12 protein-coding genes and 1 pseudogene are annotated in these 14942 nt (G+C 75.4%); 2 read left to right on the forward strand and 11 right to left on the reverse strand.

The window, feature by feature from the left end; genetic code table 11:
* Window positions 1-316 precede the first annotated feature (316 nt).
* Window positions 317-1324 (reverse strand): stage II sporulation protein M, encoded by a 1008-nt coding sequence (locus RKE29_RS19900; RefSeq protein ID WP_312006816.1) that lies wholly within the window; start codon window positions 1322-1324, stop codon window positions 317-319.
* A 207-nt stretch (window positions 1325-1531) separates the two neighbouring features.
* On the opposite strand from RKE29_RS19900, the gene RKE29_RS19905 reads away from it, so the two are divergent.
* Window positions 1532-2572 carry an RDD family protein gene (locus RKE29_RS19905; protein ID WP_312006817.1) on the forward strand — a complete coding sequence of 347 codons (1041 nt, stop codon included), beginning with the start codon at window positions 1532-1534 and terminating at the stop codon, window positions 2570-2572.
* 300 nt (window positions 2573-2872) lie between these two features.
* Here RKE29_RS19905 and RKE29_RS19910 read toward each other — a convergent pair whose 3' ends face one another.
* From RKE29_RS19910 to RKE29_RS19945, 8 genes are all read right to left on the reverse strand, one after another.
* Window positions 2873-3487, reverse strand: coding sequence for a hypothetical protein (locus tag RKE29_RS19910; protein ID WP_312006819.1), 615 nt, complete (start codon window positions 3485-3487; stop codon window positions 2873-2875).
* A gap of 371 nt (window positions 3488-3858) precedes the next feature.
* Window positions 3859-5316, reverse strand: coding sequence for an adenosylhomocysteinase (ahcY, locus tag RKE29_RS19915; RefSeq protein ID WP_312006820.1), 1458 nt, complete (start codon window positions 5314-5316; stop codon window positions 3859-3861).
* A 486-nt stretch (window positions 5317-5802) separates the two neighbouring features.
* Window positions 5803-6720 (reverse strand): cation diffusion facilitator family transporter, encoded by a 918-nt coding sequence (locus RKE29_RS19920; protein WP_312006821.1) that lies wholly within the window; start codon window positions 6718-6720, stop codon window positions 5803-5805.
* A gap of 163 nt (window positions 6721-6883) precedes the next feature.
* On the reverse strand, window positions 6884-8116 hold the full coding sequence (gene manA, locus RKE29_RS19925) for a mannose-6-phosphate isomerase, class I (RefSeq protein ID WP_312006822.1): 1233 nt from the start codon (window positions 8114-8116) through the stop codon (window positions 6884-6886).
* Between the two features lie 215 nt (window positions 8117-8331).
* Complete coding sequence (locus RKE29_RS19930) at window positions 8332-9549, reverse strand: SIS domain-containing protein (RefSeq protein WP_312006823.1); 1218 nt, start codon at window positions 9547-9549, stop codon at window positions 8332-8334.
* 58 nt (window positions 9550-9607) lie between these two features.
* A complete protein-coding gene (locus tag RKE29_RS19935) occupies window positions 9608-9790 on the reverse strand; it encodes a Trm112 family protein (protein ID WP_312006824.1) in 183 nt (60 codons plus the stop codon).
* A 236-nt stretch (window positions 9791-10026) separates the two neighbouring features.
* Entirely contained in the window at window positions 10027-11385 is a 1359-nt protein-coding gene (locus tag RKE29_RS19940) for a phosphomannomutase/phosphoglucomutase (protein WP_312006825.1), read from the reverse strand.
* A gap of 196 nt (window positions 11386-11581) precedes the next feature.
* Window positions 11582-11965, reverse strand: a complete 384-nt coding sequence (locus RKE29_RS19945) for a DUF3499 domain-containing protein (protein WP_312006826.1) — start codon at window positions 11963-11965, stop codon at window positions 11582-11584.
* Between the two features lie 405 nt (window positions 11966-12370).
* Between RKE29_RS19945 and RKE29_RS19950 the strand changes: the two genes are divergently transcribed.
* On the forward strand, window positions 12371-12775 hold the full coding sequence (locus RKE29_RS19950; protein WP_312006827.1) for a metallopeptidase family protein: 405 nt from the start codon (window positions 12371-12373) through the stop codon (window positions 12773-12775).
* A 211-nt stretch (window positions 12776-12986) separates the two neighbouring features.
* On the opposite strand, the gene RKE29_RS19955 is transcribed toward RKE29_RS19950, so the two are convergent.
* Both RKE29_RS19955 and RKE29_RS19960 read right to left on the reverse strand, forming a co-directional pair.
* Complete coding sequence (locus tag RKE29_RS19955; protein ID WP_312006829.1) at window positions 12987-14510, reverse strand: DUF5719 family protein; 1524 nt, start codon at window positions 14508-14510, stop codon at window positions 12987-12989.
* A pseudogene (locus tag RKE29_RS19960) lies at window positions 14507-14942 on the reverse strand (family 2 glycosyl transferase); the annotation flags it as partial. The gene RKE29_RS19955 and the pseudogene RKE29_RS19960, both read right to left, overlap by 4 nt.

Raw genomic sequence — 14942 nt, forward strand, 5'->3', positions numbered from 1 at the left:
CTCCGGGCGCTTCCCTTCGGTGGTTCCAACCTTATCAGAACATTTCCCGGTGGTTTCCCACCCGAGAGGGTTCTCGATGGCCGTTGGATGGCCTCTGCCTTTCGGCTGACCCAGACTTTATCAGAATCACTTCGGCCGACCGAATCGGCCGCGTGGCTCTGGAAGTCTGGGGAGTGCTCCGCTGGAACAGTTCTCAGCCGAAGCGTCTGACATGCTGCTCGTCGTCGACCGACTTACTGTCCGTCGCAACCGTTTGAACCTACCTCCCTGCGTACCCTGTGTCAAGCGACCGCCCGGAGACCCGTGTCTGGCCAGGTCAGGCCGCGCTGGGGAGCACTTCGCTGCGGTCCGGGGCCTCGACGTCGCCGGCCTCGCCGGCGCGTACCGCCCGGGCCCCCAGGACGTACACGTACGTGAGGAACGCGGCCTCCGCGGCGACCCCGATGGTGATGCGACCCCAGGTGGGGAGGCCGGACGGGGTGACGTAGGCCTCGATCGCTCCCGCGACCGCCAGCACCGCGGCCAGACCAACGGCCATGCCGAGGGCGGCGCGGCCCTCCTGGGCGAGGGCGGTGCGGCGCGCGCGGGGACCCGGGTCGACGACGGTCCAGCCCAGGCGCAGGCCCGTCCCGGCCGCCGCGAAGACCGCGGTCAGCTCCAGCAGGCCGTGCGGGAGGAGCAGGCCCAGAAAGGTGTCGAGGCGGCCGGCGGACGACATCAGGCCGATGCCGACGCCGAGGTTCAGCATGTTCGCGAAGAGCACCCACAGCACGGGAATCCCGAGGAAGGCGCCGAGGACGAGGCAGAGGGCGACCGCCTGCGCGTTGTTCGTCCACACCTGGGCGGCGAAGGATGTGGCGGGGTGGCTTGAGTAGTACGTCTCGTACTCGCCTCCCGCGCGGGTCAGCTCCCGCAGTTCGTCCGGGGCGGCGATGGTCGCCTGGACCTCGGGGTGGGTGCCCACCCACCAGGCGATCAGTGCGCCGACCGCGAGAGAGAGCACCGCGGTCGGTATCCACCATTGGCGGGTGCGGTACAGGGCGGCGGGGAAGCCCGCGGTGAAGAAGCGGGCGGCGTCGCGCCAGCCCGCCCGCCGCGCGCCCGTGACAGCGCTGCGCGCGCGTGCCACGGTGACCGTGAGGCGGCCGGTCAGCTGCGGGTCGAAGGAGCCGGTCTGGAGCAGGGACAGGTGGGTGGCCGCGCGCTTGTACAGGGCCACGAGTTCGTCGGCCTCGGCGCCGGTGAGGCTGCGCTGCCGACGCACCAGGCCGTCCAGGCGGTCCCACTCGGCCCGGTGGGCCATGACGAAGACATCGAGGTCCATAGGGCTGCTCCTCGGGGGTGCCGCGGTGCCGGCTCCGCGGGGCTTGCGAGGGACTTTCCGGGTCCGGGGCGGTGGTCGGCCAGTGCGCGGTCCGGTCCGGAGTTCGCGTGCGCGGGTCCGGGGCCGGTGTTCCGCGGACCAGCTTGGCAGGTTCCTTCCGGGCGGCGGCAGACTGGTCGCAGACGACACCGCTGAGGGGGCTCCCGCGTGAACGAACTCGTGACCGGCGAGGCGGTGGTCCTCGGGCTGCGTCCGGCCAGGCTACCCAGCCGGGCCCTGGCCGTCTTCCTCGACATGGTGCTGGCGTGGATCGCCTACCTGGCGGTGTCGCTGGCCCTGCTGACGGCCGTGGGCTCGCTGGACGAGGCGGCCATGGCCGCGCTGTCGGTGGCGCTGTTCGCCCTGGTGCTGGTGGGCGGGCCGATCGCGGTGGAGACGCTGACCCATGGCCGCTCAGTGGGGAAGATGGTGTGCGGGTTGCGCGTGGTACGGGACGACGGCGGGCCGATCCGCTTCCGGCACGCGCTGGTGCGCGGAGCGGTCGGCGTGGTCGAGATCCTCGGGTCGGCGGGGACGATCGCGTGCGTGGCTTCGCTGGTGTCGGCGCGGGGCCGGCGGATCGGCGACGTGTTCGCGGGCACGCTGGTCGTACGGGAGCGGGTGCCGGTGACGCGGTCGGCGCCGCTGCCGCCTCCTCCGCCGTGGCTTGCCGGGCGTTTCGCGGGGCTCGACCTGTCCCGGGTGCCGGACGGGCTGTGGCTCGCGGTGCGCCAGGTCCTCACCCGCATGCCGCAGCTCGACCCGGACGTGGCCTGGGCGATGACCGGGCGGCTCGCGGCTGACGTGGCCGAGCGCACCGGGGCGCCGGCGCCGGAGGGAGTGCCCCCTGCGGCGTATCTGTCCGCGGTGCTGGCCGAGCGGCAGGCGCGCGACGCGCGGCGGGTGCTGGGGGCGGAGTTCGGCTACGGGCAGGGGTGGGGCGGGGTGCCGGGGCCTGCCTGGGCGGGTCGCGGGTCCGCGGTGGGAGCTTTCGGGGGGTTCGGGGCTGGGGCGGTTACCGGGGTCGGTGGTCCTGGGGGTGTAGGGGCTTATGGGGCTGGGGGGTTTTCCGGGGTTGTGGGGTTTGCCGGGGCCGGAGGGTTCTCTGGGGCTGCGGGCGTTGTTGACATGGGTGCGGCCGGTCCGGGCGGGCGGTCTGGCGTCGCCGAGGACGGGACGGCCGTGACCGGGTTCGTACCGCCCGCCTAAAGGCTGTCCCGTAATCCCTGGTGGATCAGCGAGCGGCGTCAGATGCGGTCAATCGCAAGGCGGCGGAGCGTCCGAATAGTGGTTCTATTCGGACGTTTCGCCAACGCCGCGAGTGGCCGTAGCTGGCGTCGGGAGCCCGCCAGGGATTGCGGGACAGCCTTTAGCCCGTCCGCCGGCAGTCCGCCTGGCGCGTTCGGGGCCGACGGTCGTGCTGTGCGCCCGCCCTCGTCGGCGTCGGCTCGGTCTTCGCCGCGGCTCTCGCCGCCCGGTCCTGCGCCGCCGTCCGTGCGCGGTCGGCTGTCAGGCGAAGGTCGACGGCGGGCTTTCGAGGTCTTCCAGCTCGATGCCGGGGGCGTCGAGCACCACGTCGCCGGCGATGTGCGCCGACGTCTGCTCTCCCGTATCCAGCGCGCTGACCTGGTATTCCTCCACGACCAGCGGGGCGTTGTCAGTGGGGTGTGCTGTCCTGTTCACCAGGGCCCAGGACTGGTCGACGGTCAGCGGGGCGAGGACCGGGGGGGTGAGGGCCACGAGGCGGACGCGGGTCGGCGGGGCGCCCGGAGCGAGCCTGAGCAGGCGGGTGGTGGCGATCAGAAAGGCCGGGGAGGCGCCGGTGAAGGCGTGGGCGCGGGCGTTGCCCTCGGTCGCGTGCTCGCCGGTCGGGTCCGTACGGACCCAGGTGACGCCGTCGAGGGCGGCGGCGCGGACGCGCCAGCTTGCGGCGTGGAGTTCGAGGCGTACGGGGCGGCCGAGGTCGTCCAGGGCGAGGTCGACGGAGCCGGCGTGGTCGCCGGAGGGGGAGGTGATCTGCGAGACGTAGCGCCAGCCGGAGGGGCCTGTGGCGCACTGGAAGTGCTCGTGACCGAGGGGGGTGTGGTCGTGCGGGTCGTGGAGTGAGTAGCGGCCGCGGGGCATGGTGGGTCCTTGGCGTGTCTGCCCTGCCCGGACGACGGCCCCGCGGATGGGGCCGTGGGCCCCCGCCCGGGGGCGGACCGGGGCCGGGTGTCGGCCGAGAGCGGTGCGGCCGGTCGCTCACGCGCGGCCGGCCCGACCCCGCCCGGCGCTGTGACCGGTCGCGCGGCGCGGTGCGCGGGGCGGGGCGGTCGGTCGCGCTGCCGGGTGGGTCTCGGGGGCCGGGCCGGTCTCGGGGGCCGGGCCGGTCTCGGGACAGGGTCCGGTCACGGTGCCGGTCGGTCACGGTGGCGGTTGGCCGTGGCGTCCCCCGGCCGTGGTGCCGGGTGGCCGGGGGCGCCGGTCGGTCTCTGGTCGGCCGTGGGCCGGGTGGGTCAGTACCGGTAGTGGTCGGACTTGTACGGGCCCTCTACCGGGACGCCGATGTACGCCGCCTGCTCCGGGGTGAGCGTGGTCAGCTTGGCGCCGAGGGCCGCCAGGTGGAGCCGGGCGACCTTCTCGTCCAGGTGCTTGGGCAGCACGTAGACGCCGGTCGGGTAGGACTCGGGCTTGGTGAACAGCTCGATCTGCGCGATGGTCTGGTTGGCGAAGGAGTTGGACATCACGAAGGACGGGTGACCGGTCGCGTTGCCCAGGTTCAGCAGGCGGCCCTCCGACAGCACGATGATCGCCTTGCCGTCGGGGAGGGTCCAGGTGTGGACCTGCGGCTTGACCTCGTCCTTCACGATGCCGGGGATGGCGGCCAGACCGGCCATGTCGATCTCGTTGTCGAAGTGGCCGATGTTCCCGACGATCGCCTGGTGCTTCATCCTGGCCATGTCGGAGGCCATGATGATGTCCTTGTTGCCGGTCGTGGTGATGAAGATGTCGGCCGTCTCCACCACGTCGTCCAGGGTGGCCACCTGGTAGCCGTCCATCGCCGCCTGGAGGGCGCAGATGGGGTCGATCTCGGTCACGACGACCCGGGCGCCCTGGCCGCGCAGCGACTCCGCGCAGCCCTTGCCCACGTCGCCGTAGCCGCACACGACGGCGACCTTGCCGCCGATCAGCACGTCGGTCGCGCGGTTGATGCCGTCGATCAGGGAGTGGCGGCAGCCGTACTTGTTGTCGAACTTCGACTTGGTGACGGCGTCGTTGACGTTGATCGCCGGGAAGAGGAGGGAGCCGGCCTGCTGCATCTCGTACAGGCGGTGGACGCCGGTGGTGGTCTCCTCGGTCACGCCGCGGATCTCGGAGGCGAGCTGGGTCCACTTCTGCGGGTTCTCGGCGAGGGTGCGGCCGAGGAGTTCGAGGATGACGCGGTGCTCCTCGTTCTCCGCGGTGGACGGGTCCGGAGCGGCGCCGGTCTTCTCGTACTCGACGCCCTTGTGGACCAGCAGGGTGGCGTCGCCGCCGTCGTCCAGGATCATGGACGGGCCGCCGGTCGCGGTGCCGGGCCAGGTCAGCGCCTGCTCCGTGCACCACCAGTACTCCTCCAGGGTCTCGCCCTTCCAGGCGAAGACCGGGACCCCGCGCGGGTCCTCGGGGGTCCCGTCCGGGCCGACGGCGACCGCGGCGGCCGCGTGGTCCTGGGTGGAGAAGATGTTGCAGGACGCCCAGCGCACCTGCGCGCCGAGGGCGACGAGGGTCTCGATCAGGACGGCGGTCTGCACCGTCATGTGCAGGGAGCCGGTGATGCGGGCGCCCGCCAGCGGCTGTGCGGCGGCGTACTCCTTACGGATCGCCATCAGGCCGGGCATCTCGTGCTCGGCGAGGGTGATCTCCTTGCGGCCGAACGCGGCCAGGGACAGGTCGGCGACCTTGAAGTCCTGGCCGGAGGCGACTGTCGTCATGAAAGCTGCTCCTCATCGATCGGTGTCGAGTGAGAGTGGTTTCGGCTGGGCAGTGCGGGCATCGGGCGCGGCGTACCGGCGTCCCGGAAACCGGATCCGGGGTGCCGGAGTGCGGGCCACGGCCGGCCGGGTCGGCCGTCGGGTCCGCGGACCGTTCGGCTTCCCGGTCCGCGACCTGGCGGCTCCTCGCGGCCCCTCGGGCGTCCGATCGGGCCGTGCGGTCCTCGGGTCGGCGGCACGTGCCGTGCGGTCCTGGGTGCCGTGCGGTCAAGTACCCGTACGGTCCGGCGCGTACGGCCGTCCGTCCATGGCACCGGTACCGCGGCGCCCCGCGTCCTTTGCTCGCCTTGCGCAGTCCGTCGGAGGCCCTCTCTCCCTCGGCCGGTCCGCGAAGGGCGGACCGCCCGACCGCCATCAGCAGCGACGTCTGGCTCCTGACGAATCTACACCGAGGGCCCGGTCTTCCCCAGCCGGTCGGGCCGGTTGTCAGGCCGGCGCGCGGAGAATGTCCGGTTCCAGATAGATGACGCGGGCGATGGGCACGGCCTCGCGGATCCTGGCCTCCGCCGCGTCGATCGCCCGCGCGACGTCCGCCGCCGTGTCGTCGTGCTGGACGGCGATCTTCGCCGCGACCAGCAGCTCCTCCGGGCCCAGGTGGAGCGTGCGCATGTGGATCACGTCGGTGACGGTGTCGCCGTCGACCAGCGCCTCCCGGATCCGCACCACCTGCCGCGCGTCGGCCGCCTCGCCCAGCAGCAGGGACTTGGTCTCGGACGCGAGCACGAGGGCGATCAGGACCAGCAGTGCGCCGATGCACACGGTGCCGACGCCGTCCCACACGCCGTCGCCCGTGAGCAGCGCCAGGCCCACGCCGCCGAGCGCGAGGATCAGGCCGACCAGCGCGCCGAGGTCCTCCAGCAGGACGACGGGCAGCTCCGGAGCCTTGGCCCGGCGTACGAACTGGGTCCAGCTGAGGGTGCCGCGCAGCTCGTTCGACTCCCTGATGGCCGTGCGGAAGGAGAAGCTCTCCGCGATGATCGCGAAGACGAGGACGCCGACGGGCCAGTACCAGTGCTCGATCTCGTGCGGATGCCTGATCTTCTCGTAGCCCTCGTAGAGCGCGAAGACGCCGCCGACCGTGAACAGGACGACGGAGACGAGGAAGCCGTAGATGTAACGCTCGCGCCCGTAGCCGAAGGGGTGTTCGGGGGTGGCCGCGCGCCGGGCGCGCTTCCCGCCGAGCAGCAGCAGTCCCTGGTTGCCGGAGTCGGCGAGCGAGTGCACGCCCTCGGCGAGCATGGAGGACGAGCCGCTGAAGGCGAAGGCGACGAATTTGGACGCCGCGATGGCCAGGTTGGCTCCCAGTGCGGCGAGGACCGCCTTGGTTCCGCCTGATGCGCTCATATGTGCCGTACGCCCCTTCCCCTCGTTGCCCTCACGACGCTGCCCTCAGGACGTCCGCGTCCTCGGCGTTCTGTCCCGCGTGCTCCGCGCCGGCGGTCCGCGGGCCGGCCGGTGCCCGCCGCGGCGGGCCATTGTCGCAGCCTCTGGCGGCCGGCCGGCGGCGTCAGGGGGCCGCGGTGGCGCGGAAGACGGTGCCGCCCCCGGTCAGCTCGACCTCCTCGGAGGCTGGCACGAAGGCGGACTCGCCACGCGCGAGCCGCAGTTCGCGGCGGCCGCCGGCCTCGCGCAGCACGACCGTACCGGCCGTGCACAGCACGATCTGCGGGGCGCCGGACGGCAGGCGGCTGACCTCGGCGCCCTCGGACACCACGCACCGGGAGAGCCGGAAGTCGTCGATCGGGGCGGCGTAGACCTCCTCGCCGGGGAAGCCGCCGGGAGTCGCGTCGGGCGCGGGCGCGGGCCGCAGCACGTGCGGCGCGCCGCTCTCGAAGCGGACGACGCGCAGCAGCTCGGCCACGTCGACGTGCTTGGGGGTCAGGCCGCACCGCAGCACGTTGTCGGAGTTGGCCATGATCTCGACGCCGAGGCCGCCGAGCCCGCCCAGGTACGCGTGCGGCACGCCCGCGCCGAGGTACAGCGCCTCGCCCGGCTGGAGCAGCACGTAGTGGAGCAGGAAGGCGGCGAGGACGCCCGGGTCGCCCGGGTAGGCGCGGGCCAGGGAGGCGTACGCGGCGTACGCCTCGCGCTGCTCGTGCCCCTCGGCGGCGAGGCGCTCGGCGGCCGCTCCGGCCAGGCGCACGGTCTCGGCGACGCCCTCGGGGTCGGCGGTCAGTATCGCGGTGAACACCTCGCGCAGCGCCTCCGACTCCGGCCGGGCGCGCAGCGCGTCGACGTACGGCTTGAGCGAGTCGACGTCCAGGGCGGCGAGCAGGTCGGCGGTCGCGGCGGGGTCGCGGAAGCCGCAGACGCCGTCGAAGGGGGTGAGCGCGCAGATCAGCTCGGGCTTGTGGTTGGCGTCCTTGTAGCTGCGGTGCGGGGCGTCCAGCGGCACGCCGCGCTCCTCCTCGGCCGCGAAGCCCGCCCGCGCCTGCTCCAGGTCGGGGTGCACCTGGAGGGACAGCGGCGAGTCGGCGGCGAGCAGCTTGAGCAGGAACGGCAGGCGCGGCCCGAAGCGCCGTACGGCGCCCGCGCCGAGTTCGCCCTCCGGGTCGGCGGCGATCACGTCGGGCAGGGACACCAGGCCGCCGCCCCGGTCGACGCGGGAGGGCGCGCCGGGGTGCGCGCCCATCCACAGCTCGGCCTGCGGCTCGCCGGTGGGGCGGGTGCCGAGGAGTTCGGGGATGGCGGTGGTGGAGCCCCAGGAGTAAGGGCGTACGGGGTTGGCGAGACGGTCCATCGAGGTGCGGCTCCAAGCCTTGCGTACGTACGAGGTGCGGGGGCGGGCGGCCGCCGGTCCGGGCTGCGGACGGGTCCGGCGGCGTGGCGCACGCCGGGTGCCGTGGCGCGCGGTGCCACCGGCGGCTTCCGGACGGCTCCGCCGGCTCTCGCCAGGGGCCGGCCGCGGGGTCGGCGGGGGTTCAGTCCGTCATGGGCGCTCCCGCGCGGGTCGCGTCATCGGCCGTCCGCGCGGGCGAGCGCCAGGTAGACGGCGGCGAAGTCGGCCGTGGCCAGCAGGTCGGCCGCGGTGTCGAGGGCGCTGCCCCCGTCCGGCTCCAGCTCGCTGACCGCCGTGTCGCGGGCGAGCGCGAGCTCCCGGGCGGCCGGCAGCGCGGACAGGGCCGTGGACGGCTCGTCGCGGACCAGGACGATCCGCGCGCGCAGCGCCTCCGGCTCCTCGACGCGGTCGCGGAAGAAGTCGTCGGGGTCGGCCGTGCCGCCGAAGGCGCCGGTGAGCAGCGCCGCGTGCGCGGCCAGCGCCTCGGGCAGCTCGGCGGCGAGCGCCGGCCGCCCGGCGAGGCCCCTGAGCAGGCCCGCGAAGCGCCGCCCGGCCGCGGCCGCGACGGGCCCCTCGGTCCACACCAGCGTCAGCGCCTCGGCCAGCTCGGTGGCGAGCGCCTTGGCCGGGTTGCCGTACGTGGCGACGGCCGGGCCGCACCGCTCGGCGACCCGGTCCAGGCGGTCGGCGACGCGCAGGAGGGCGGCGGGCGGGGCGGATACCAGGCCGATCCGGTCGGCGAGCGCCAGCAACGGCGTGAGCAGCGACCAGAGGGTGCCGGGGTGGGCGGCCGGGTCCTGGCCGTCGGCGGGCCGGGCCGCGGCGTACGCGCCGTGCGGATCGCCGGCTCCCGGGCCGTGCGGGTCGGCGGGGCCGCTCCCCGCGTCGTACGGGCCGGACCGGTCGGCCGCGACCGGCACCGTCAGGCCGCGCGCCTGCGTGACCGCGCCGGTCAGCGGCGAGCCGGCCGGGGCCACCGCCACCAGCGAGCAGCCGTGCCGGTACGCCTGCTCCACGAGCAGCGGCAGTCCCGGCTCCGCGCCGTCCGGCGTGGCGACGAGCAGCAGGTCGAGCGGGCCCGCCCAGCCCGGCAGCGTCCAGCGCAGCGCGCCCGGGGCGGCCGCGACCCCGGTGGGGCTGATCAGCGTGACCGGGCTGCCGCTGCCGCCGAGCGCGTCGAGCAGGTCCACGATGCAGGCCCCGGCCGGGCCGGGGGCAGCGACCAGTACGGCGCGCGGCCGCCCGTCCGGGGTGAGGTCGCCTATGCCGGCCTCGGCGGCGTGCCGGGCGGCGGTTCGGACCCGGGCGCCGGACTCGGCGGCTCCGCGCAGCAGTCCGCGCACGTCGGCGCGGGCGAGGGCGTCGGGGGCGTCGAGGAGGGATTCGTCCAGCATGGTGCTTCGGCCTCCGATCGCCGAGGGCGGTGCGGTGGACGGTCTTGGGCGGGCGCCGTCAGCCCGGGCGCCGGGCCTCGTCCACGAGCAGCACGGGAATGTCGTCCCGGACGGGGTAGGCGAGCCCGCAGTCCTGGCCCGTGCACACCAGCTCGGGGGCCTCCCCCGCGGACTCGTCGCGCAGCGGGGCGCGGCACGCCGGGCAGGCGAGGATCTCCAGAAGACCGGCTTCGAGCGGCATGAGGGGTGTCCCTTCGGGCGGGGTCCAACGCTCGTCAGCGTACCGCCGCGGGCGGGCCGGGCGCGCCCGGCCGCGCCCCGGGAGTCGCGTTCCGCCCCGTCCGTCCCGGTGGTCGGCGGGCCCGGCCCGGCGCCGCACGCCGTGCCCGTACGCGCCGCCCGGCGCCCGTACCGGCCGCCCGCGCGTGCGGCCGGTACGGACCCCCGGCGCGCCGGGTCCGTACGCGCGGGCTGCCGCTACGCGCGGACGATGGCCAGCACATCGTCGCGCACCCGGGCCACCGTGTCCGCGTCGCGCGCCTCGACGTTGAGCCGCAGCAGCGGCTCGGTGTTGGACGGGCGGAGGTTGAACCACCAGTCGGCGGTGCTGACCGTAAGGCCGTCGAGTTGGTCGAGGGTGACGCCCTCACGGCCCTCGTAGGCGGCCTTGACCGCCGCGGCGCGACCGGCCTGGTCGGCCACGGTGCTGTTGATCTCGCCGGAGGCGGCGTACCGGTCGTACTGCTCGACCAGCCGGGACAGCGGTCCGTCCTGCCCGCCGAGGGCGGCCAGCACGTGCAGGGCGGCGAGCATGCCGGTGTCGGCGTTCCAGAAGTCGCGGAAGTAGTAGTGCGCGGAGTGCTCGCCGCCGAAGATCGCGCCGGTACGGGCCATCTCGGCCTTGATGAACGAGTGCCCCACGCGCGTGCGCACGGGAGTGCCGCCCTCCTCCTTGACGACCTCGGGGACCGACCAGGAGGTGATGCAGTTGTGGATGACCGCCCCGCCCGGGTGCTTGGCCAGCTCGCGGGCGGCGACCAGCGCGGTGATGGCCGAGGGGGACACCGGAGCGCCGCGCTCGTCGACGACGAAGCAGCGGTCGGCGTCGCCGTCGAAGGCGAGGCCGATGTCGGCGCCGGTGGCGCGCACGCGCTCCTGGAGGTCGAGGAGGTTCTTGGGGTCGAGGGGGTTGGCTTCGTGGTTGGGGAAGGTGCCGTCCAGTTCGAAGTAGAGGGCGTCGAGTTCCAGGGGCAGGCCGTCGAAGACGGTCGGGACGGTGTGCCCGCCCATGCCGTTGCCCGCGTCGACCACGACCTTCAGCGGCCGGACGGCGGTGAGGTCCACGAGCGTGCGCAGATAGGCGGCGTAGTCGGCGAGGACGTCCCGCTGGGCGATCTCGCCGGGGGTGGCGGCGGGCGGCGGACCGCCGGCCCGCGACCACTCCTCGACCAGGGCGCGGATCTCGGCCAGCCCGGTCTCCTGGCCGACGGGAGCGGCGCCCGCGCGGCACATCTTGATGCCGTTGTACTGCGCCGGGTTGTGGCTCGCGGTGAACATCGCGCCCGGCAGGTCGAGCCGCCCGCTGGCGAAGTAGAGCTGGTCGGTCGAGCACAGGCCGATCTCGGTCACGTCCGCGCCCAGCGCCTCGGCCCCGCGGGCGAAGGCGCGCGCCAGGCCCGGCGAGGAGGGCCGCATGTCATGGCCGACGACGATCGCGCGCGCGTCGGTCACCTGCACGAAGGCGGCGCCGAACAGCTCGGACAGCTGCTCGTCCCACTGGTCGGGGACCACGCCCCGCACGTCGTACGCCTTGACGATCTGCGACAAGTCGGGCACAACCCACCTCTTCTACGGGTTTTCGCTGCTTTTTCAAAGAATCTCGATGGAACTCAAAGCTACCCACCGGTCGGTGGCACCAAGATGTGAGGCGGGTCGCGCGACGCGCGTCAAGCGGGACGGCACGCGGCGCGGCCGGCGGCTCACGGTGCGCACGGTCGAGGACTCGCCGGGTCTGGTCACGGCTGCCCGGGTGCTAGGGCTCGGGCGAGCGCAGCACGCGCAGGTGCCCGCGGCGGGCGACCTCCGTCGGGTCCGCCTCGCGGTCGTCCGCCGCCGCTCCGGGCCGGCCGGAACCGCGCTCGGGCGGCCGGGCCGCCTCGCGCACGGCGTTGGCGAGCGCCTCCAGGTCGTCGCCGCTGGGACGGGCGGGCCCGGAGTCGACGGCCAGCCGGACGACCTCCCAGCCGCGGGGCGCCGTCAGCCGCTCGGAGTGCTCCGAGCACAGGTCGTAGCAGTGCGGCTCGGCATAGGTGGCGAGCGGGCCCAAGACCGCGGTGGAGTCGGCGTAGACGTACGTCAGCGTCGCGACGGCGGGGCGGTCGCACGCGGTGCGCGAACAGCGACGTACAGGGCTCACGAAGTGGGACGGTACCGCACTCTTGAGCGGGCCGCGACGACTCTTCCCCGGCTCACCCCACCGTGTCGTTCCCCCACCGGCCCGCCGTCCGCCCGCCGCGCGGCCTGCGGGCAACCGGGTGACCCGCGCGGGCCGCCGCCGCGCACCCGCGCGGGACAGCCGCCGCACCGGTGCCCCGCGCCGCGCCCGCGGCCTCCCGTACGCCGTACAGGCGTGCGAGGCGCGTCCGTACGGTGGACCCCCGCGCACCCCGCGCGGCGGCGCCGGCCGGGACCGCGCGCGGGGTGCCGGTAAGCGCGTACTGCGCCGACCCGCCGAGAGCTACCCTCATGAGTGATGACCAGGCCCGTACCGTCTCCCCAGTCCGAGCCGCGCCCACGCCGCCGTGACCGGCACGGACGCGGCATGCGCGGTCCCATCGCACCGCCGCAGGTACCGCTGTCGATCAGCCGCGCCGAGTCCTTCGTGGACCTGGTGCAGGACTCCGCGGAGCGCCTCGAACGGCGCTGGCCGCAGCTGTCCGGCGTCGACTTCGCCGTGCTCGACGTGCCGGGCGCGGACTTCGACGGGCCGGGCGGGCACGGCGGCGAGTCACCGTCCTGGGACAGCGATTCCGTGCCGCTGGGCCGGGTGATCGCGGCGGACGGCGACCGGCCGGACCGCATCGTGATCTACCGCCGCCCGGTGGAGATCCGCACCAAGAACCGCGAGGAGCGGGCGATGCTCGTGCACGAGGTCGTCGTGGAGCAGGTCGCCGAACTCCTCGGGCTGGCGCCGGAGTCGGTCGACCCGCGCTACGGGCAGGACTGAGCCGGTCCGGCCCGTCGGCCGTCCGGCCTGTGGACACCCGGGCGGCCGGGGACCCTGGCGGGCGGGCCGCGGCGCGGTCCCCTCGGACCGTACGAAGTCCCGCGCGGGCCGTGCGGGACTTGGCTGAGGGCGGGTACGGGCGGCCCGCGGGCCGGTGCGGGCCGCCCGCGGGCCGGGCCGGGCGGAGCGGGTGCCCGCCGCGGGCTGCCCGTCAGTCGTCCGTGGCGTCCAGGAGCAGCGACAGGTCCCGCTCGGTGTCCGGCACCGCCACCGTGCCCCGGTCGTCCGGCAGGGTCTGGACGGTGAACATGGGCACGCCGCCGTGCGACTCGGCCAGCGTGCGGGACGCGTACAGCGGCCCGCCCGCTATCCGCTCGACCGTCAGCGCGTACGCTCCCCGGCCGGACGCCGGACGCGGCGGGGCCACGGCCAGCGTCGCGCCCGCCTTGACGGTGTAGGTCCGGCTGACCGCGGTGCCGCCCGCGCTGCCCTCCGAGGCGGTGACCCGGACCGTGGCGGACCGCTCCGGCGCGGCCAGGGAGAGCGCCGAGCCGCCGGCGGCGCGGTTGTCGGCGGCGGTGGCGCGCCGTTCGACGGGGGCCGCGGCGGGGATGAACGCCGTCTCCTGGCGGCCCGGCCTGCCGCGCGTGACCTGGAGGGCGGCCACCACCTGGCCCGCGGCGCCCTCGCCCGCGTCGGGGGTGAGCACGAGGGAGCCCGCCTCGCCCCGGGTGACGTCGCCGAGGTCGACCGCCGTGGTCATGCCGCTCTTGACGTGCACCGTGCCGTGGCCGGCCGGAGTGAAGGAGCCGGTGGGCCCGGCGAGGCGGACCTTCAGGTCGGCGTCGGCCGCCCGGGGCGCGAACAGCACCAGGCGGACCGAGGTGGCGTCGGCCGGGATGCCGGGGAGCACCGCGCCGGTCGCCGGGGCGGCGGAGGCGGTGAGCCAGTCGCCGCCCTGCCTGGCGTCGGCGGCCTGCACGGCCGCCGCGACGCGGCCCGCGCGGGCGAGCACGTGCAGGGTCAGGTCGGCCGTCCGCTCGGTGGTGAGCGTGGACAGCAGCACGGGCACGGAGGACCGGGCCGGTACGGTGACGGACTCGCCGGTGGGGGTGTCGAGGCGGCCGTCCGCGCCGTACAGCTCCAGGTCGACGACGGCGGGCCGGTCGTCGGGGTTGGTCAGGTGCGCGTAGTCCTGCCGGGCGGCCGCGGTGCTCGCGCCGGGGAACCAGAACTCCGTGTCGGGCGGCGCGCACGTCAGGCCCTGGAGGCCGCGCCCGCTGCCCGCGTCGACCCGGGTGGTCTGCTGCACGGTCCAGCCGGGCGCCAGGCCGCCGTCGGCGGTGCCGGCGAGCGCGGGGGCGTCGGAGCGGTTCACGGTGGCGGTGACCGGCTTCCCGGGCTCGGTCAGCGGCACGACGGCGCCGCCGGAGGCCCTGCCGCCCCTGCCGCCGTCCCCGGGCGGGGCGCCGAGGGGCAGCAGCCGCGCGGTGCCCCAGCCGGCGGCGCCGCGCGCGCCGGGCGTGTAGCCGGTGTAGGTGGTCTCGCCGACCTCAGAAGAGGTCGGCGACGGGCACGCCAGGGTGGAGCGCTCGACGGGCGCGCTCGCGGCCGCCCCGCCGGACCGGCCGCCGCCGTCCGCGGAGGAGGACGAGGGCGCGGTGAGGGCGGCGACGCCGGTGACCGCGACGAGCCCGGCCGCCGCGCCGATCAGGGACAGGGTGGTGCGGTTCATCGCTCCTGCTCGCTCCCGTCGCGGCGGGGCTCGGTCCCGGCGCCGTCCGCGTACGTGTCGCCCGGGGACGGGTAGCCGCCGTCCGGGTAGGGCTGCTGCCCGTAGCCGTACGGATCGGCGTACGCGCCGCCCGCGTAGGGGTCGGGCCGGTACTCGCCGCCCTGGTAGCCGCCGTACGCGCCGGAGCCGTACCCGTCGCCGGACGGGTAGGCGCTGCCGGGCGGGTAGCCGTCGCCGCCGCCGTACGGGCTCTGGGCGGCGTCGGCGTACGGCCGGTCCTGCCACGGCCCGTACGGGTCCGCGGGGGCCGGGGGGTCCGGGACCCGCGGGGCCGGTACGGCGCCGCCGTCGACCGCGGCGGCCGGGTCGGCCCCGGCGTCCGCCGCCGCCCCGCGCGAGGCGGCGGTTTCGGCTTCCGGGGCGTCCGGCGCG

This window comes from Streptomyces sp. B1866 (assembly GCF_031932565.1).
GTDB lineage: Bacteria > Actinomycetota > Actinomycetes > Streptomycetales > Streptomycetaceae > Streptomyces.